Annotated in this window: 17 protein-coding genes; 11 read left to right on the plus strand and 6 right to left on the minus strand. The window is 70.2% G+C overall.

All coding sequences use genetic code 11. The annotated features are described in order from the left end of the window. The first annotated feature begins 625 nt into the window (after nt 1-625). From AB0C21_RS28355 to AB0C21_RS28365, 3 genes are all read left to right on the plus strand, one after another. Nucleotides 626-811 carry a hypothetical protein gene (locus tag AB0C21_RS28355; RefSeq protein ID WP_500208291.1) on the plus strand — a complete coding sequence of 62 codons (186 nt, stop codon included), beginning with the start codon at nt 626-628 and terminating at the stop codon, nt 809-811. A 47-nt stretch (nt 812-858) separates the two neighbouring features. Then, nucleotides 859-1,200, plus strand: coding sequence for a hypothetical protein (locus AB0C21_RS28360; protein ID WP_500208292.1), 342 nt, complete (start codon nt 859-861; stop codon nt 1,198-1,200). Between the two features lie 233 nt (nt 1,201-1,433). Continuing rightward, nucleotides 1,434-2,678: a cyclic nucleotide-binding domain-containing protein gene (locus AB0C21_RS28365; protein ID WP_500208293.1), complete on the plus strand. Its 1,245-nt coding sequence runs from the start codon at nt 1,434-1,436 to the stop codon at nt 2,676-2,678. Between the two features lie 31 nt (nt 2,679-2,709). Here the strand turns inward: AB0C21_RS28365 and AB0C21_RS28370 are convergent, their stop codons facing one another. The 4 genes from AB0C21_RS28370 to AB0C21_RS28385 form a co-directional block, all read right to left on the minus strand. Next, entirely contained in the window at nt 2,710-4,098 is a 1,389-nt protein-coding gene (locus AB0C21_RS28370; protein WP_500208294.1) for a WD40 repeat domain-containing protein, read from the minus strand. A 211-nt stretch (nt 4,099-4,309) separates the two neighbouring features. Next, complete coding sequence (locus AB0C21_RS28375; RefSeq protein WP_500208295.1) at nt 4,310-4,786, minus strand: hypothetical protein; 477 nt, start codon at nt 4,784-4,786, stop codon at nt 4,310-4,312. After that, nucleotides 4,783-5,292: an RNA polymerase sigma factor gene (locus AB0C21_RS28380; RefSeq protein WP_500208297.1), complete on the minus strand. Its 510-nt coding sequence runs from the start codon at nt 5,290-5,292 to the stop codon at nt 4,783-4,785. Before AB0C21_RS28380 ends, AB0C21_RS28375 begins: the two co-directional genes overlap by 4 nt. A 19-nt stretch (nt 5,293-5,311) precedes the next feature. Then, the gene (locus tag AB0C21_RS28385; RefSeq protein ID WP_500208298.1) at nt 5,312-6,247 is read right to left on the minus strand and encodes an alpha/beta fold hydrolase; all 936 of its coding nucleotides are present in this window, start codon (nt 6,245-6,247) and stop codon (nt 5,312-5,314) included. A gap of 420 nt (nt 6,248-6,667) precedes the next feature. Between AB0C21_RS28385 and AB0C21_RS28390 the strand changes: the two genes are divergently transcribed. Continuing rightward, nucleotides 6,668-7,879: a serine/threonine-protein kinase gene (locus tag AB0C21_RS28390; protein WP_500208300.1), complete on the plus strand. Its 1,212-nt coding sequence runs from the start codon at nt 6,668-6,670 to the stop codon at nt 7,877-7,879. A 69-nt stretch (nt 7,880-7,948) separates the two neighbouring features. Here the strand turns inward: AB0C21_RS28390 and AB0C21_RS28395 are convergent, their stop codons facing one another. Beyond that, entirely contained in the window at nt 7,949-9,508 is a 1,560-nt protein-coding gene (locus tag AB0C21_RS28395; protein WP_500208301.1) for an Ig-like domain repeat protein, read from the minus strand. Nucleotides 9,509-9,768: 260 nt separating this feature from the next. Further along, nucleotides 9,769-11,319 (minus strand): Ig-like domain repeat protein, encoded by a 1,551-nt coding sequence (locus AB0C21_RS28400; protein ID WP_500208303.1) that lies wholly within the window; start codon nt 11,317-11,319, stop codon nt 9,769-9,771. 357 nt (nt 11,320-11,676) lie between these two features. Between AB0C21_RS28400 and AB0C21_RS28405 the strand changes: the two genes are divergently transcribed. The 7 genes from AB0C21_RS28405 to AB0C21_RS28435 all read left to right on the plus strand — a co-directional run bounded on the left by AB0C21_RS28405 (nt 11,677) and on the right by AB0C21_RS28435 (nt 17,642). Beyond that, nucleotides 11,677-12,282 carry a hypothetical protein gene (locus AB0C21_RS28405; protein ID WP_500208304.1) on the plus strand — a complete coding sequence of 202 codons (606 nt, stop codon included), beginning with the start codon at nt 11,677-11,679 and terminating at the stop codon, nt 12,280-12,282. Nucleotides 12,283-12,311: 29 nt separating this feature from the next. After that, on the plus strand, nt 12,312-12,683 hold the full coding sequence (locus AB0C21_RS28410) for a glyoxalase superfamily protein (protein WP_149260780.1): 372 nt from the start codon (nt 12,312-12,314) through the stop codon (nt 12,681-12,683). Between the two features lie 45 nt (nt 12,684-12,728). Further along, on the plus strand, nt 12,729-13,733 hold the full coding sequence (locus AB0C21_RS28415) for a metallophosphoesterase family protein (protein ID WP_500208305.1): 1,005 nt from the start codon (nt 12,729-12,731) through the stop codon (nt 13,731-13,733). Nucleotides 13,734-14,017: 284 nt separating this feature from the next. Continuing rightward, nucleotides 14,018-15,109, plus strand: coding sequence for a ribosome small subunit-dependent GTPase A (gene rsgA, locus AB0C21_RS28420; RefSeq protein ID WP_500208307.1), 1,092 nt, complete (start codon nt 14,018-14,020; stop codon nt 15,107-15,109). Nucleotides 15,110-15,207: 98 nt separating this feature from the next. Next, on the plus strand, nt 15,208-15,717 hold the full coding sequence (locus AB0C21_RS28425) for a GNAT family N-acetyltransferase (RefSeq protein WP_500208529.1): 510 nt from the start codon (nt 15,208-15,210) through the stop codon (nt 15,715-15,717). A 96-nt stretch (nt 15,718-15,813) separates the two neighbouring features. Then, a complete protein-coding gene (locus AB0C21_RS28430; RefSeq protein WP_500208308.1) occupies nt 15,814-16,467 on the plus strand; it encodes a response regulator transcription factor in 654 nt (217 codons plus the stop codon). Further along, nucleotides 16,467-17,642, plus strand: coding sequence for a sensor histidine kinase (locus AB0C21_RS28435; RefSeq protein WP_500208309.1), 1,176 nt, complete (start codon nt 16,467-16,469; stop codon nt 17,640-17,642). Before AB0C21_RS28430 ends, AB0C21_RS28435 begins: the two co-directional genes overlap by 1 nt. Nucleotide 17,643: the final 1 nt, after the last annotated feature.

Consider the following 17,643-nt stretch of genomic DNA (forward strand, 5'->3'; position numbering starts at 1 on the left):
CCCTGCGCCAGGTCGGCAACCGTCTGGTCGGCATCCTGCACGGCTGCCTCAAAACCCACACCCCCTACGACCGGGCAACCGCCTGGTCACACCACAACCACGACCTCGCCGCTTGACATCCAACCTCCAGGGATGTCTGACCCCCGAGCCGTGCGCGAGGCCCCGCCGGGCTGAGCCGGGCGGGGCCTCGGTGCGGGCCCGAGTCGGTGGCAGCCGCTCGGCCCTCTCCCCGGTCGCGTGTCGAATCCCATGCCGATCGGTTGCGGGGCGGAGACAGCCGCGAAGCCCGTCTCCTGGGGTCCAGCATGCGGGTGCACTCAGTGTCTGGCCAGGGGGTTCGGACGGGCCGGGACAGTCCCGGACACCGCCCGAGGCCCCATAAAGGCGCCATCAAATTTCGAATAAATGCTCGAATGGTTGCTGTATAGGGCCGTCCATCTGTGTCGAAGGTCGTCTTCCGGCCTTTCCAGATAGGCCGGTGCAGGGGATTATGAAGGTGCGGGTGCGCTTGAAGGGCGCGGGCGCGGGAGTCGGCTGGCAGGCCTTCTCCGGGGCTGATAACGCGTGTGAAGGGCTCACTCGGCGGGTCAGAGTGTCGAATCCCACGACCGGAAGGCGCACACACGTGAAGATCTCCCTCTCGATAGAGGGCGGGCCGAAGCTGCTCGCCGTTCTGTCGCTGCTGCCGTCGACCGCCGCGGTGCTGTACATCGTCATGGGCCAGCAGGTGGCCCTGGCCGAGGCGGTCCAGATCACTTTGATCAGCGGCTACGGCCAGGTGACCGCGTTCCTCGCCGGATCGCACACCTGATCGCAATGGCGCTATCACCTGATCGAGGCCGACGCCGGCCTCCGCCGGTGGCTGACCTGCCCGGCCATGCCCTCAAACCCGACCCGCTGACCGCGCGCACCATGCCCGAACTGCACGAACTGCTGCGGATCTACTGGCGCTGGAACGGCAGCCCGTCCACTCGTACCGTGGCCAGAGCGTCCGAAGGCGCGTTCAGCCATTCCACCGCCGCAAAGCTGTTGTACGGGCCGAGCCAGCCGGATCTGGATTTCGAGTACCTGCGCGGGTGTGTGCAGGGGTGCGGAGGAGATCCGACCGAAGTGCAGCGGTGGCTGACCGCGTGGCGGCGCATCCGGCTCGCCCCGGCCGTTGTCGAGGAGGACGCGCCCCGTGACGGAGAGGCCCGCTGATGATGAGCAGGGCGGCTCGTGACCGGGAATCCTCCGAGTCGGCGGCGCTGATCCGGATACAGGAAAGCGACCACTTGCCGTCGACCCGCAAGACGGCAGGACCCACGGGCCTCGGTCTGGCGTCGATGACGAGCCTCCCCGAGTTGGTCGCCGCGCTGAAGGTGGTGCACACCCGCGCAGGTAGTCCTTCGCTACGGCAGCTAGAGGCGGTCACCCGGGATTTCCCGCATCCGTTGCGGAGGTCGACGATCGCCGAACTCCTCAACGGGAACCGGATGCCCAAGAAGGCGGTCCTGGACGCGTTCCTGCGGGCCTGCGAGGTCGAGCCGGCCGACATCGCCGAATGGATGAACACGTGGGAGCGGTTGCAGCTCCAGCGGGTCCAGCCCGGCGACCACGCCTCGTCCGCTGGGCCCGTCCCCGAATCGGTGGCGCCCCCGACCTCGTTCTGGCACTCGCTCACGACTCGTGAGCGGCGGATGCTCCGGGATTCGGCCACCGAGGTGACCTTCCTGACGGGGCAGGCGCTGTTCCGGGAGAACGACGTCGCCGACCACCTGCTGATCATCCAGGCCGGGCGAGTGAGAGTCTCCGCCGAACGGGACGGCCAGGAAAGGATCATCGCGTTCCGCGGGCCGGGCGACGTGATCGGTGAGCGGGACGCACTGATGCTCCGGCGCCGTGCGGCCACCGCCCTCGCCTTCAGCGAGGTCCACTGCCTGCGCCTGGGCACCCAGCGGTTCGTTGAGTTCCTGTCCGACCAACCTCGTGTTGTCGCCGTGCTCGAACGGCAGATGTACGACCGGATTGCCGAGAGCGGTCGGACCGGCGCCTCCCCCGCCTCGTCCACCTGGTCGCGGTTCGCTCCGTCCCCGCCTGAACCGCCTCGCCCGATCCCGCAGCGGTTCACCGGGCAGATGTGCTCGATCCTGTTCACCGATGTCGTCGGGTTCTCCGCCGCGCCGCGAAGCGATGCGGACCTGGTGGCGATCCGGGGGGCGATGTACGACCTGCTGCGCGGGGCGTTCGACGACTCCGACGTCCCCTGGGAGGGCTGCCCCCACGAGGATCGGGGCGACGGCATGCTCGTCGTCATCCCGCCGCACGTGCCGCCGCACACGGTGATCGAAGCGATCATCCCTCGATTCACCGCGGGCTTGCGCCGGCACAACCGCCGGTCGAGCCGGACCGGCTTCCAAGTGCGCGCGGCCCTGAACGTCGGGCCCGTCAGGAGCGACCGACTGGGCGTGACCGGCTCGGCCATCATCCATGCCGCCCGGTTGCTGGACGCCCCTCCCTTCAGAGAAGCGATGGCCAGAACCGGAGCGGCCCTCGGCTTCATCACTTCGGAGTTCGTCTACGAATCGGTGATTCGTTCAGCCGGCCTCGTCGACGCGGCGAGCTACGAACGAGTGCGCTTCACCTCCAAGGAAACGAAAACCACCGGCTGGCTGAAGCTGCTGGATCCCAGCGGATGATCGCGTGGGCGGGCGTCGTCGGCAAGGGGACTCATCCTCGGCCCGGGACGCGGAACACGTAGGTCTGGACGGGGTCGCTTGGGTGGAGGGGGCCGTCCGTATTGGCGGCCAGCCATCGGCCGTCAGGGGACCATGCCAGGGCTCCGATGTTCAGGCCGAGTCTGCAGTGCAGGAGCGGGCGGCCGTCGGCTACGCGCCAGATCGACGGTTCGTCCCCGGCCTCCCGTCCTTCGATCTCGGGACGAGCTGTCCACGGCGCCATGCCGGGTGAGGTGTGCGGTGCGGTGGCGATGTAGGCGCCGTCCGGGCTGGCCGCCACCGATCCGAGACGTCGCACCCCGGCGGTGATGGTGTACAGGGCGCGGCCGGTCGCGGGGTCCAGGACGTAGACATTGGGGCCCCGGCAGACGAACATCCGGCTCTCGGCCGCGTCGAAGGCAACGGCATCGGCGGACAGCAGCGACTCGTCGTCAGGGCAGATGGGCACCGTGCGGTCGGGCGTCCGGGGAGCGGTGACGAAGTCGACCGTGCCGTCCTCGCCGAACTCGACCCGGTAGCGGCCGGTGCGCGACCGCACGTGACCGGCTTCCTCCGGTGCCGGAACTTCCGTGCCGGCGTCCACGTCGTATGCCCACGGTTCCGCGTCGTGGATCCCGTAGGCATCGGTGAGCACGATGACGTTCTCCCCCGGTATCCAGATGAGGTTGTCCAGGCCGTCGCGCCCGGGGTGGACGCGGGTGCGCTCCGTCCAGCCGTCGGTCTCGTACACCACCAGGTCGCCGTCTTCGCTGGTGACGGCCAGGTACCGCGAATCGTCGGAGAACACCAGCCGGTCGAGGACGGCGGGGTCTTCCAGCTCGTCGTACTCGCCGGGTTCCTCCGGGAACGGGGTGAGCGTCGCGACGGGAGACCGCAGGTCCGGCAGGTGCGGGACGTCCTCGGGACGCAGGTGCTCGGTCGCCGCGTCCCGCGAGGCGCTCCCCAGCACCAGGCCAGGCTCCAGATGGTGCAGCCAGCGAGGGTCGGGGACCCCAATGTCGAAGTCGCCCTGCGCGAACCGGAACTCGCCCGTCCAGCCGTCGCCCCGCTGGTAGTGGTAGCCGCCGTCGAGAAGACCGTAGTCGCCGCCGTCCAGCTGCCCCTTGTGCCCGTCGCGCCCTTCGACCCGCTCCACGAACCACCGGCTGTTCTGTTCGAGCCAGGCGTCGTCCCGGATCCGGGCCGCGGAGATCTCCTCGCGGATCGGGTCGCCGTCCGCCGCCGTCTCCCAGAGCAGCCGCACGAAGAAGGCGGCCTCGGAAGGGACCGGCGGGTGGCTGCGCCGCTCGATGTCGTACCGGACGACGAACACCCGCACCCGGACGCGGCGCTCGGCGCGATCGAGGTCGAGCACGCGGATCCCGTAGTCGTCCGTCAGCATCGCATCCCCTCCGGGCGGTGAAGCCGACCATGATCACTCATTTCGGGTGCCGTGGTGATCGGAACTGGGAGAGTGGGCCGGACGGGGCCGCATGCGGGAGGAGCGCCGGCAGGTGATCGAGCGATGGCAGGGCATGGCCGGGGACGGTCGCGGGCGAGGTCTGGGCGGCGGGCACGTCCCCACCGGCCGGGATCGCACCCCGGCCCCCTGGCTAGTCGGTTGCTCGGGCTTGTAGGCGGGCCTCCAGGCGGTGGAGGACGCGGTTGCCCAAGCGCAGCCTGCGGACGATCGGGCCGGCCAGGCGCACGCCGGGGATGCGGAGCGCCCCGAGGAAGGCGACGCGGGTGCCATCGCCCTCGGGCGCGGCGGCCATCCCCCCATGCAGGAACCTGCTCTGCATCCAGCACCATCCCGGGCGGAGAACGACATCGAACCGGGCGCGCTGCCCCAACCTTCCGACGGCGATCGCTTCCAGGTGCTCGCCGTCGGCATGAGCGATGGACATCGCGCGGACGTCGCCGAGCAGCATGGGGAACTCGGTCTCCAGGTCACCGGCGACCGCCCAGACCTCGTTCACGGAACGGGCGAGCACCAGCTCCGCGTAGGCGGCGCCGGGGATGGAGGCGGCCATGACGCGCAGGTGCCGTACCGGGTCGAGTTCGGCCACGGGCCAACGGGGCTCGGTCATCCTTGCCATGCCTTCCGGAAGCTCTTGCGTGCTCGGTGGAGACGCGATTTCACCGTTCCCGTGGAGATCTGGAGCAGCTTGCCCACGGTCCGCTCGTCGAGGCCCTCGATATCGCGCAGGACCAGAACGGCGCGGTGCTCGGGTGAGAGCCGATCGAGGAGGTCGCGGACGTCGGTGGCCTCTTGCAGATCTCCCGTCTGGGGCACGGCGTCGAGGTCGAGCGGCTCTGCGGGCGGCCCGGCCCGGCGCGCGGTCCGGACGGCTTCACGGATCGCGATGGCCCGTACCCAGCCGAACAGAGCGGCGGGCTCGCGCAGGCGGGAGATCCCGCGGAACACGGCGATCAACGTCTCCTGCGCCGCATCCGGGCCGTCCTCCAGGGCGATGGGCCCGCAGAGCCTGCCGACGTAGGGCGCCAGCAGATCGAGCAGTGCCTGCATGGCCATGCTGTCGCCGCGCTGGGCGCCCCGGACCAGCGCGGCAACGTACTCGGGATCGGCCGTCACGCAGCGTGCTCCCACCTGGTCATATGCGCGCCCGGGCTGGAGCCGGCGCCCGGTCGGCCCGGCTCCGCGCGAGTGGCTTGTTCTGAACGGTGGTCTCCGTCGCGGGGAAGAGTTCCTCGATGGTCGCGGCGACCAGTTCGGGTCGTTCGTCAGCAAGGTAGTGCCCGCCGGGGACGATTCTGAAGTCCAGTTCATCGGCATGATCGGCCCCGCCTGCCAGCATTTCCGGAACGAACGCGAAGTCGCCCGCGCCGAGCAGGACCGTCGTGGGAACGGCGAGGCGCTCTCGGCGGAATCGGCCGGTGGCGAGGGCGGGGATGTCACGCAGCACGTACTGCCAATGCAGGGCGCGTCCCGCATGGGCGTGAGCCCGCGAACGCACCGACGCCACGAACTCCTCCAGCTCGCCGGCGCGCCAGCAGGCAGGGTCGGTGACGCCCCGGCGCAGGTGGTACCGGGTGAACCCCGGCCAGTGCCGCAAGATCGCGCCGCCCAGCAGGGGGTACTCCCACAGGGCGGTGTACCACATGCGCCAGGCGTTCCGGCGGGTGGCGCGCTGGTCGGGCCAGGGATGGACGATGTTGAGCGCCAGGAACCGGGTGAACCGGTCGGGCGCGTCCAGACACGCCCTGAAGCCGGCCCAGGCGCCCCACTCATGCCCGATCAGGCCGACCCGGTCGAGCCCGAGGGCGTCCATGACCGCGAGCATGTCGGCGGCCCGGTCCCGAGTGCCGTACCCCCGGTAGGGCGCGTCCGACCAGCCTGCCCCGCGCATGTCGGGCATCACCAGGCGGTAGCGGTCGGCGAGCCGAGGAATCAAATGTCGCCACGCGTACCAGTGCTGCGGGAAGCCGTGCAGGAACAGCAAGGGCGGCCCCTCCCCCGCTCCGGCGACATGGAAGCGTATTCCGCGCGCTTCCACGAAGCGGTGCTCGACGCCGTCCACCCAGGGCATTTGCCGAGATGAGCGCATGCATGCCTCCCCAAAAACTCTGTCCGTCAGAGGTAGGGAGGCGCCTGAGACGCCGAACGTTCCACACGAGTGCCGACTTTCTCGCTCGGAGTCGCACCGCCGACACCAGAGGACGGCCGCTCCCACGCGCGCCGGTCCACCCGACCGCGCCGCCCTCACCGAACTCGACCCGCCAGCGACCGGTGCGCGACCGCACGTGACCTGCCTCCTGCGCTGCCGGGACCTCCGCGCCGGCGTCCACGTCGTATGCCCGCGGTTCCGCATCGGGGATCGCGAAGGCCCCGGTGAGGACGACGAAGGCAGGTGGCTGCGCCTCGTCGCGAGCCTTCTTGCTCTGCCACGGGGTGATCTTGTGGGACATAATCGGCTTCTTCGTGGCGTCGCCGGATACCGGAGGGGCGCGTGACCCGGGAGGCACACCTGGATCGGATCGGCGGGCGCTACCGGCTCGTCGAAGTGCTGGGGTCGGGCGGGTTCGGGCGGGTGTGGAAGGCCCATGACGAGACCCTCGGCGTGGACGTCGCGGTCAAGGAGGTGCGGCTGCCGCCGACCGCGTCCGACGCGGAACGCGACGAGTTCCTGATCCGGGCCAAACGCGAGGCCCGCAACGCGGCCCGGTTGCGGGACCATCCCGGCATAGTCCCCGTGCACGACGTGGTGATCGAGGACGGCGTCCCGTGGATCGTCATGCGCCTCGTCGACGGCAGTTCCCTGGCGGATCGGCTCAAGGAGCGGCGGCGCATCCCCGCCGAGGAGGCCGCGAAGATCGCCATGGCGCTCTTGAGGGCGCTGGACGCGGCGCACAAGGCCGGGGTCGTCCATCGCGACATCAAACCGGCGAACGTGATGCTCACCGAGGCCGGGGAGGTACTGCTCGCCGACTTCGGCATCGCGGTCCACCAGACGGACACGGCGATGACGGCGTCCGGCGCGGTCATCGGCTCGATGGAGTACCTCGCGCCCGAGCGGCTGCGCGGCAAGAACAACGGCACGGCCGGGGACCTGTTCTCCCTGGGCGTCACCCTCTACCGGTGCGTGGAAGGCGTGTCGCCGTTCCGCCGCGGCACCCCGGCCGAAACCGTCACGGCGCTGCTGCGCGACGATCCCCCGCCGCCGACGCAGGCCGGGAGGCTCACGCGGCTGATCGTCCGGCTGCTCGACAAGGACCCCGCGACCCGTCCCAGCGCCGCCGAGGCCCTGGAGCTGATGGAAACTCCGCAGGACCCGGGCGGGCAGCCCACCGAACGCGCCCCCTCCCAGAGGCGGCACCTGGACGAGATCGCGAGCCGCTGGTCACGCCCCCGCATCAACCGAAAGGTGCTCGCGATCGGGATCTGCGCGACGATCCCCGCGGCTTTCCTGGTCGCCATGTCGGCGTACGCCCAGCCCGCGGAGCGCGCCGAAGCGGACGACTGCGTCCACGCCAAGAGCTCGGAGACCGGCAAGCGGGGAACCTGGCGGAAGCACCCCTGCTGGCTGAGCATGCCGTGGGCGGAGAACTACCGGGTCGTCTACCACTACGACGAGGAGACGTCCTGCTCCAGCTTCACGAAGACGCTGGTGCTGCCCGCGAAGAAGGGGCCGGTCACCCTGTGCCTGGTCCCCGACGAGTGAGCGTGTTCAACGGCGGGGCGCCCGGTCAGTCCGAGTGGATCGAATACCAGGCGCCCGCGGTCGGTGGGCTCAGAGGACGAGGACGGTGACAGGGGGCGACGTGGAGGCCTCGCAATGGCGGTCGCCGCTGTAGACGGCGGTGATGGTGTGGCGGCCGGTGGTGCGGAAGCCGGTGACCAGCAAGGCCACGCCGGCGAGCACGGGGACGGTTCCCAGGCTGGTGGCGCCGTCACGGAACTCGACCGTGCCCGTGGGGAGGAGGCCCTCGCCGCAGAGGACGCGGGCGAGGAGGGTGATCCGCAGGTAGCGCAGCGTCACGCGGGGCAATGCCGAGGCCACGGTGGTCGAGGCGCCCTTGTTGACGGTGAGGGCGATCGGGCTGGACTCCGCAGCCGGGCAGCCGTCGTCCCCGCTGTAGACGGCGGTGATGGTGTGGGTACCGGCCTCGAACCTCCAGCCGAGGGTGGCGGTGCCTTCGTCCAGGTCGGCGGAGCCCAGGACGGTGGCGCCGTCGCGGAACTCGACCGTGCCTGTGGGCGTGCCTCCGCTGCAGGTGACCGTGGCGGTCAGGGTGACCAGGTGATGGACCTGGGTCGGGTTGGGCTCGGCGGTGACCGTGACCGCCGAGGTGGCGCCCTCGCTGATCGCGATGCCGTACGGGTAGGGGCCGACGCCGGGGATGGTGAGGGTCACGGTGTAGGTCGCGGTGTCGATCACCGACACCGTGTCCTCGTAGTGGTTGGTGACGTAGGCGGTGCGTCCGTCCGGGGTGACCGCCACGCCGACCGGAGCATTCCCGACGGTGATGGTGGTGGTGACGGTGTTGGAGGCGGTGTCGATCACTGACACCGTGTCGTCGTTGCGGTTGGTGACGTAGGCGACGCCTCCCTCTGGAGAGACGGCCACGCCGTACGGGTAGTTCCCAACGGGAATGGTGGAGGTCACGATGTTCGTGGCGGTGTCGAGCACCGAGACCGTGGCGTCCTCGCCGTTGGTGACATAGGCGGTGCCGCCATCCGGAGTGACCGCGATCCCGTAAGGGGCGCCGCCGACGGGAATGGTGGCGGTCACGGTGTTCGTCGCGGTATCGATCACCGACACCGTGCCGTCCGCGTTGTTGACGACGTAGACGCCGCCACCGTCCGGGGAGACCGCCACACCGAGCGGACCGCCGCCCACGGCGACTCTGGCCGTCACGGTGTTCGCGGCCGCGTCGATCACCGACACGGTGTTGTCCCCGTTGTTGACGATGTAGACGCTGCCACCGTCCGGGGTGACCACCACCCCGTAAGGGGCGCTGCCGACGGGAACGGTGGCGGCCACGGTGTTCGTCGCGGTATCGATCACCGACACCGTGTCGTCCCCGGCGTTGGTGACGTAGACGCCGCCGCCGTTCGGGGTGACCGCCACCCCGTACGGGTGGCTGCCGACGGTGATCGTGGCGGCCACCGCGTTGGTGACGGTGTCGATCACCGACACCGCGCCGCCCTCCAGATCAGCGACGTAGGCCACCGTCATGGTGGGGGTGTCGGCGGACAGGGCGGCCCGGAAAGTCGAGGCGCGAGCTGCGCGGCCGGATATCCGCGCGCGCCTGAGGAGGAGGTCGGCCGGGGAGATATCGACGGGCATGGGGATTGCTCCGAGTTCGGAAAGAGAGATCGTTGAGCGACGAGCGAATGTCGCGTCTGATCTGCGACAGCTCACCTTGAGAAATCGACTCACCACTTAAAGTGTCCGGCATTCTTGATCTCCAAAAACAGCCAACTCCAGCGAAATGCGCAGAACGGCTGCCGGCACATTTATTGATCAGAACGACCGCCCGGACACGGCGTTCCGGGGTGGGCCCTCTGGCGGGCGTCCGCATGGTGCCGCCGACCCGTTGGCGGGGGTCAGCGGACGGTGACGGTGACGGGGGGTGAGGTGGAGGCCTCGCAGTGCTGGTCGCCGCTGTAGTGGGCGGTGATGGTGTGGGTGCCGGTGGTGGTGAAGGTGGTGACCAGGGAGGCGAAGCCTGCGGTCAGGGGGATGGTTCCCAGGGTGGTGGTGTCGTCGAGGAACTCGATGGTGCCGGTGGGGAGGATTCCGTCGCACAGGACGCGAGCGAGGAGGGCCACGCGTCGGTTCGGCGGTGTCACGCGGGGCTGTGCCGAGGCCACGGTGGTCGAGGTGCCTTTGTTGACGGTGAGGGTGGTCGGAGGGGACTCGGCGGCCGGGCAGTTGTCGTCGCCGCTGTAGAGGGCGGTGATGGCGTGGGCGCCGGCCTCGAAGCTGTGAAGGAGGGTGGCGGTGCCGTGGATCAGGTAGGCCGAGCCGACAACGGCGGCGCCGTCACGGAACTCGACCGCGCCGGTTGGAATGCCCTCGGGGCAGGTGACCGTGGCCTTCAGAGTGACGGGGCGCTCGACCTGAGCCGGATTGGGCTCAGCGGTGACCGTCACCGCCGAGGTGGCCCCCGCCCCGATCGCGATGCCCCACGGGTAAGGGCCGACACCGGGAATGGTGAAGGTCACCGTGTCGGTGGCGGTATCGATCACCGACACCGTGCTCTCCTGGTCGTTGGTGACGTAGACACTCCCGCCGTCAGAGGTCACCACCACTCCGTACGGGGTGCCACCGACGGGAACGGTGGCGGTCACGGTATGGGCAGCGGTGTCGATCACCGACACCGTGCCCTCTCCATAGTTGGTGACGTAGGCCTTGCCGCCGTCTGAGGTGACCGCCACGAAACTGGGGTAGCTCCCCACGGTGATGGTGTCGGTCACCGTATTGGTGGCGGTATCGATCACCGACACCGTGCCATCCCCGCCGTTGACGACATAGACGCTGCCGCCGTCCGGGGTAACCGCCACGCCTTCCGGGTCGACGCCGACGGGAACGGTCGTGGTCACGGTGTTCGCGGCGGTGTCGATCACCGAGACCGTATCCGCGTAGAGGTTGGCGACATAGACGCTGCCCCCGTCCGGCGTGACGGCCACCCCATACGGGCCCTCGGTGCCGGCGATGGTGGCGGTCACGGTATTGGTCGCGGTATCGATCACCGACACCGTGGCATCCCCGCCGTTGACGACGTAGACACTGCCGCCGTCCGGGGAGACCGCCACCCCGAACGGCTCGTCACCGACGGGAACGGTCATGGTCACGGCACTGGCGGCAGTGTCGATCACCGACACCGTGTTATCCCCGTTGTTGGTGACGTATACGCTGCCGCCGTCCGGAGCGGCCGCCACGAAGCACGGGTAGCGCCCCACGGTGATGGCGTCGGCCACCACATTGGTGACGGTGTCGATCAGCGACACCGTGTCGCTCCCGCTATTGGCGACATAGGCCACCAATGCCGCTTCGGCGGACCGGACGGGATGGAGGGATGAGACGGGTGCGGCGTGGCCGGATATCCGCGCGTGCCGGCGGAGGAGATCGACCGGGGAGATCTTGGCAGGCATGGGGGCTGCTCCATGATGTGAAACGGTGACCGCCGAGCGGCGGGCGCACACCGCCTATCACCTGCGGCATCTCACCATGAGAACCGAACTCGCTACTTAGAGTGTCCGGCATTCTTGATCCCCAAACAGCCGTCCTCCAATGAAATGCACAGAACGGCCGCGCACTATATTCATTGATCGGTTCAGCCGCCCGACCTGGGATTCCTGAGCCTGCACTACTCCCGGTCCGTCATTCGCGTTCGGGAGGCAGGCGGTGTGCCGTCCTGGACGAGAGTGAGGGCGCGAACCTTTCTCGAGCCGTGATCGTCGGATTGGGCTGACAGCCCGCGATGGACGATCTGGCGGTGTGTACTTGAGGTGAAGAAGCGATGGGTGTGGCCGGTCGTCGTCGGCGGGGTGCTGCTTGCCGTGGGCGTGGCGGCGGCAGCGAATCCGTCCCGCTGGATCTGGCTCGGGGACCGGTCGCTGTGGTGGGCGCTCCTTCTGACCGCCGGGCTCGGCACGCTCGGCGTGACGTGCATACAGCTCGCGGCCGCGGTAGGCGGTCTGCCGCGGCGGGGGGCGGTGCTCGCGGCGTGCGTCCTGTGTCCGGCGGCGCTGCTCTTCATGGCTGCGAGCATCCTGAGCTGGGCCTGGGCTGACGAGGACAAGGACGTGCGGATCGTGGCCACGTCCGGCGATGGGCGGTTCGAGTTGGTCCTGCATGAGACCAGCAACATCATCGACCCGGTGCAGGGGTGGTACGTGCAGTCGAGGAACGGCCCGTTCAGCAGGCGCGCCTACCTCGGTTGCTTCAACCCCGATTCCGGCGGCGACTGGATCGAATCCGCGCGGTTCACCGGTCCGGGCACGGTCGAGTTGAAGGGGAACGAGCAGCGGGTGCTGCGCTTCGACCCCGAGAACGTCCGGAGCATCGACACCGTCGAAGAGGGGCTCTGCGCTCGGAGGCTCTACACGGAGTGAATGTCTGAGGGGCGCGGTAGGAAGGTGGTATGGACTTCAAGCTTGAGCTGGTCGCGGTGCCCGTCTCGGACGTCGACCGCGCCAAGGCGTTCTATACCGAGAAGGCCGGGTTCAACCTGGACCACGACCACCGGGTCAGCGACGAGATCCGGTTCGTTCAGCTGACGCCGCCGGGGTCGGCGTGTTCGATCGCCATCGGCAAGGGGATCGTCGAGACGGCGCCGGGCTCGGTGCAGGGGCTGCAACTGGTCGTCAAGGACGCCGACGCCGCCCATGCGGAGCTTGCCGGGCGGGGTGTCGAGGTGAGCAAGGTGCAGGAGTTCCCCTGGGGCCGGTTCGTCTACTTCCAGGACCCGGACGGCAACGGCTGGGCCGTCCAGGAGATCGTGCCACAAGGCTAGATATTGCTTTGCGCGTGAAATGTGCGCCTGCCTAGGCTCCGCCGGGTGGGACGCACGGTCATCGTCGGCGACGTTCACGGCTGCTTCGACGAGCTTCTCGAACTGCTGGAGAAGGTCGGCCTGCGCCCGGACGACCTCCTCGTCAGCGTGGGCGATCTGGTCGACCGGGGGCCGGCTCCCGGGAAGGTCGTCCGGTTCTTCCGCGAGCGTCCGAACTCGGTCGTGGTCATGGGCAACCACGAGCGCAAGCACGTGCGCGGCGTCTTCTCCTACGCACAGGAGATCACGCGCCTGCAGCTGGGCGACGAGTACGCCCGGACGGTCGAGTGGATGCGGACGCTTCCGTACTTCTTCGAGAGCGAGGACGTGCGGGTCGTGCATGCGGCGCTCGTCCCCGGTGTCCCGCTGAGCGACCAGAAGGACGAGATCCTCTGCGGTACGACCAGCGGCGAACGGGAGCTCGCCGCACTGTTCCCGGACGGCCACTGGCACGACCGCTACACCGACGCCAAGCCGGTCGTGTTCGGTCACCACGTCACCGGCCGGGAGCCGCTGGTCCGCGACGGGAGGGTCTTCGGGCTCGACACCGGCGCCTGCCACGGCTGGAACCTGACCGCGCTGTGCGTCCCGGGCTTCACGGTCCACTCGGTGGCGGCCCGCGCCGACCACTGGTCGATCGCCAAGCGCGCATGGCAGTTGCCCGTCCTGAAGACCAGGCCGTGGCGCGACTTCACCTGGGCGGAGCTTGAAGAGAAGGTCGCGCGGTTCTCCGGCACAGCCGATGAGGCAACGCGGGAATGGCTGCGGGCGGTCGAGGAGTGGGCGGCGGCGCTGCGGGCGCTGGTCCCCGTTCTGGTCGATGCGGCGCATCGGATCGCCGGAGAGCTGGCCGCGGACGAGATGCGTCGGCATCCGGCCGCGCCGGTGCTGTTCCAGGCCCGCAGCGGACGGCTCGACCAGACCGCGCTGGCCAAGCGTTGCGCGACCCCGCGCAGGACGCTGGACGTGGCGGCCGCCCTGGGAGTCGCAGCGCCCGGTCCACCCGGCTGACATCATGTCTCCGGCCTGGTCCCCTCGTCGGGCCCGGGAGACGAAGATCGCAAACGTCCTGCCGTGTGCTAGTGTCGCGCTTGCAGAGACAACCGGTCGGCTACGGAAATGGGAGGTGAGTTGATGAGCGCCGCGAAGGCCGCTGCCGTGTGCAGCGCCCGCTGGACCATCCTCACGTCCCGGGCCCTGGTCTGACCTGACGTTCACGATCCCGTCGAAGCCGTGCCGGCTTCCGGGAGGCTGCACTCCGTGCTGATCGGGGCCCTTGTTCAAGGGTTCTCACGTTGTCTCAACATTCTTTCTCCACCCGGCCGCGCCCTCTGGCGCGCTACGGCTGGGACGATGCCTACGAGCACGCCTTCGCACCCCATCACGCCGCCGGGCTGATCCCGGCCCGGATCGTGCGGGCCGAACGCGGTCTGTGCGAGACGGTCACCGACACGGGGGCCGTCCGTGCGGAGATCCCGGCCGCCCAGCAGGGCGATCCGCTCGCGGCACCCTGCACCGGTGACTGGGCGGCGCTGCGTCCGCCGACCGACGACCATGCGGCGGTGCTGCACGAGGTTCTGGAGCGGCGCACCGCCCTGGTGCGGTCCACCGCCTCGCGCACCTCGCACGGGCAGGTCCTGGCCGCCAACGTCGACACGGTCGTGGTGACCGTGTCCTTGGCCGCCCCGCTCAACCACGACCGCACCGAGCGGATGCTCGCGCTGGCCTGGGAGAGCGGGGCGCAGCCCGTCATCGTGCTCACCAAGGCCGACGAGCGCGCCGACGCGGCCTCGGCCCAAGCCGAGGTGTCGGAGGTGGCGCCCGGTGTGGACGTGCTGGTCACCAGCGCCGTGACCGGGGAGGGCCTGGACGTCCTGACGGCCGTCCTGACCGGCACGGTCGTGCTGCTCGGCCCGTCCGGGGCGGGCAAGTCCACGCTGGGCAACGCCCTGTTGGGCGAGCCCCTGCTGGCCACCGGCGCCGTACGCGCTACAGACGGCAAGGGCCGGCACACCACCGCCTGGAGGGAACTGCTGCCGCTGCCCGGCGGCGGCGTCCTGCTGGACACCCCGGGTCTGCGCTCGATCGGCCTGCACGATGCCCAGAGCGGCCTGGAGCAGACGTTCGCCGACATCCAGGAACTGGCGCAGGACTGCCGGTTCAGCGACTGCGCCCACGAGAGCGAGCCGGGCTGCGCCGTCCTGGCCGCCGTCGAGGCCGGCACGTTGCCGGAGCGCCGCCTGGACAGCTACCACCGGCTGCTGCGGGAGAACGACTACGCCGCCTCCCGCACCGACGCGCGGCTGCGGGCCGACCGCGAGGCCGTCAAGAAGAACATCACGGCGCACCTGCGCGCCACCTACCGCTTCAGGGAGCGCCAGCAATGAGCCCCACCGACACGCCCCGAGAGGGCACCGACGCCGCCGCACCGGCGCGCGCCCACCTCCTTCACGACGACGCTTCCACCGACGAGAGCAGGACCGCCATGACCACCTGGAACACCCGCCCCGAGACCGCCGAAGACGTGCCCGCCATCCGCGAGATCGTCCTGGCCGCCTTCCCCACCGCCGAAGAGGCCGGCATCGTCGACGCCCTGCGCGCCGACGCGGAGGCGTGGATCGACGGCCTGTCCATGGTCAGCACGACGCCCGACGGCACCCCGGTCGGGTACGCGCTGATCACCCGCTGCCACGTCGACGGCGAGCCGGCGCTCGCCCTGGCGCCGTGCGCCGTGCTGCCGTCGTTCCAGCGGACCGGCGCCGGCTCGGCCGCCATCCGCGCCGTCCTGGACGCCGCCCGGGCCATGGGCGAGAACCTCGTCCTGGTCCTCGGCCACGCCGACTACTACCCGCGGTTCGGCTTCGTCCCCGCCTCCCGCTTCGGGATCCGCGCGCCCTTCGAGGTCCCGGACGAGGCCATGATGGCGATGGCGCTGGACGAGACCCGCCCGGTCCCGACCGGCACCATCCAGTACCCCGCCGCGTTCGGCGTCTGATGACACCTGTGGTGCCCCGAGGCCTCCTCGGGGCACCACAGCCCATTTCTGGGGGTGTTAACCACCGTTTTATCGCGGTTCTGGGGGAATGGCGGGATGCGGATACTCGTGGCCGAGGACGAGCGCTTCCTGGCCGATCTGGTGGCGGAAGGCCTGCGGAAGCGGGCGATGGCGGTGGACGTCGCCTATGACGGGGCGGGGGCGCTGGAGCGGCTCGCGGTCAACGAGTACGACGTCCTCGTGCTGGACCGCGACCTCCCGCTGGTGCACGGCGACGACGTCTGCCGGGAGCTGGCGCAGCGCGAGGCGGGGGTGCGCATCCTGATGCTGACCGCGTCGGGTGCGGTGCACGAGCGGGTGGACGGGCTGAACCTCGGCGCCGACGACTACCTGGCCAAGCCGTTCGCGTTCGACGAGTTGGTGGCGCGGATCCACGCGCTGGCGCGGCGGAACGTCCCGCCGCTGCCCCCGGTGCTGGTGCGGGGCGGGCTCACGCTGGACGCGGCGCGGCGGGAGGTGGCCCGGGACGGCCGCCGCCTGGCGCTGTCCCCCAAGGAGTACGCCGTGCTGGAGGTGCTGATGCAGGCGCGGGGCGGCGTGGTCAGCGCCGAGGAGCTGCTCGAACGGGCGTGGGACGAGAACACCGACCCGTTCACCACCGTGGTCAAGGTGACCGTGAGCAAGCTGCGGGCCAAGCTCGGCGACCCGCCCGTCATCGTCACCGTTCCGGGAAGCGGGTACCGGCTGTGATGCCCGCGACGGTGCGGGCCCGGATGACGCTGCTGTACGGCGGCCTGTTCGCCGTGATCACGCTGGGCGTGCTCAGCGCCGTCCTGTGGATCCAGAAGAGGATCGTCAACGACCGCGTCCAGGACGTCCCCGTGCACCCGAATCCCGTCGCATGCGAGGGGGTTCCCGAGGACATGCCGTGCCCGCCGGCGGCGCCGGTCGCGCCGACGCCGCGGTTCGAGTTCGTGGAGCCCGGAACGCGGCAGGGCCCGAAGAAGGTCGTCGGGCCGGAGCAGTTCCAGGACAGCGTCGTCGGGTCGCAGCGGCTCGTCATCCTGGTCGCGATCGTGGTGATCACGGTGCTGGCGTTCGCGGTGTGCTGGTGGCTGACCGGGCGGCTGCTGCGGCCGCTGCACAGCATCACGGCGACCGCGCGCCGGCTGTCGCTGTCCACCCTGCACGAGCGCATCGCGCTGGACGGGCCGCAGAACGAGCTGAAGGAGCTGGCCGACACCTTCGACGCCATGATCGACCGGTTGGAGAAGGCGGTGGACAGCCAGCGCCGCTTCGTCGCCAACGCGTCCCACGAGCTGCGCACTCCCCTGGCCATCCAGCGGACCGCCGTGGAGGTCGGGCTCGCGGACCCCTCGCCGGAGCGGCTCGCCGAGGTCCGGGCCGAGATGCTGCGCAACACCCTGCGGTCCGAGCGGCTGATCGAGGGCCTGCTCGTCCTCGCGCAGGGGGAACGCGGGCTCGACGCCCGCGCGCCGGTGGACCTCGAAGCGGTCGTCCGTCAGGTCGTGGAGGACAACGCGGCCGCCGCCGAACGCGACGGGATCGCCGTCGCCGCCGAGACGCGGCCGGTGACCGTCGCCGGGGACGAGGTGCTGCTCACGCGGATGGCCGCGAACCTGGTGCAGAACGCGATCCGGCACAACCGGCCCGGCGGGGACGTCCGCGTGGAGTTGTCGGAGGAGGCGCTGGTCGTCCGCAACACCGGGCCTATCGTCCCGCCGGAGAAGGTGGAGGAGTTGTTCGAGCCGTTCCGGAGGCTGCACGCCGACCGGACCGGGTCGGCGGAGGGCGCGGGGCTCGGGCTGTCGATCGTCGCCGCCATCGCCCGGGCCCACGGCGGCGACGTGAGGGCCACGGCGAACCCGGACGGCGGGCTGTCGGTCACCGTGGCCCTCACGTGAC

This window comes from Spirillospora sp. NPDC049024, assembly GCF_040649235.1.
Classification (GTDB): domain Bacteria; phylum Actinomycetota; class Actinomycetes; order Streptosporangiales; family Streptosporangiaceae; genus Spirillospora.

What these genes read in the sequence shown, in the direction of transcription:
- AB0C21_RS28370 (WP_500208294.1), bottom strand. Translation starts at nt 4,098, where the DNA reads ATGCTGACGGACGACTACGGGATCCGCGTGCTCGACCTCGATCGCGCC.
- AB0C21_RS28375 (WP_500208295.1), bottom strand. Translation starts at nt 4,786, where the DNA reads ATGACCGAGCCCCGTTGGCCCGTGGCCGAACTCGACCCGGTACGGCAC.
- AB0C21_RS28385 (WP_500208298.1), bottom strand. Translation starts at nt 6,247, where the DNA reads ATGCCCTGGGTGGACGGCGTCGAGCACCGCTTCGTGGAAGCGCGCGGA.
- AB0C21_RS28395 (WP_500208301.1), bottom strand. Translation starts at nt 9,508, where the DNA reads ATGCCCGTCGATATCTCCCCGGCCGACCTCCTCCTCAGGCGCGCGCGG.
- AB0C21_RS28400 (WP_500208303.1), bottom strand. Translation starts at nt 11,319, where the DNA reads ATGCCTGCCAAGATCTCCCCGGTCGATCTCCTCCGCCGGCACGCGCGG.
- AB0C21_RS28410 (WP_149260780.1), top strand. Translation starts at nt 12,312, where the DNA reads ATGGACTTCAAGCTTGAGCTGGTCGCGGTGCCCGTCTCGGACGTCGAC.
- AB0C21_RS28425 (WP_500208529.1), top strand. Translation starts at nt 15,208, where the DNA reads ATGACCACCTGGAACACCCGCCCCGAGACCGCCGAAGACGTGCCCGCC.
- AB0C21_RS28430 (WP_500208308.1), top strand. Translation starts at nt 15,814, where the DNA reads ATGCGGATACTCGTGGCCGAGGACGAGCGCTTCCTGGCCGATCTGGTG.
- AB0C21_RS28435 (WP_500208309.1), top strand. Translation starts at nt 16,467, where the DNA reads ATGCCCGCGACGGTGCGGGCCCGGATGACGCTGCTGTACGGCGGCCTG.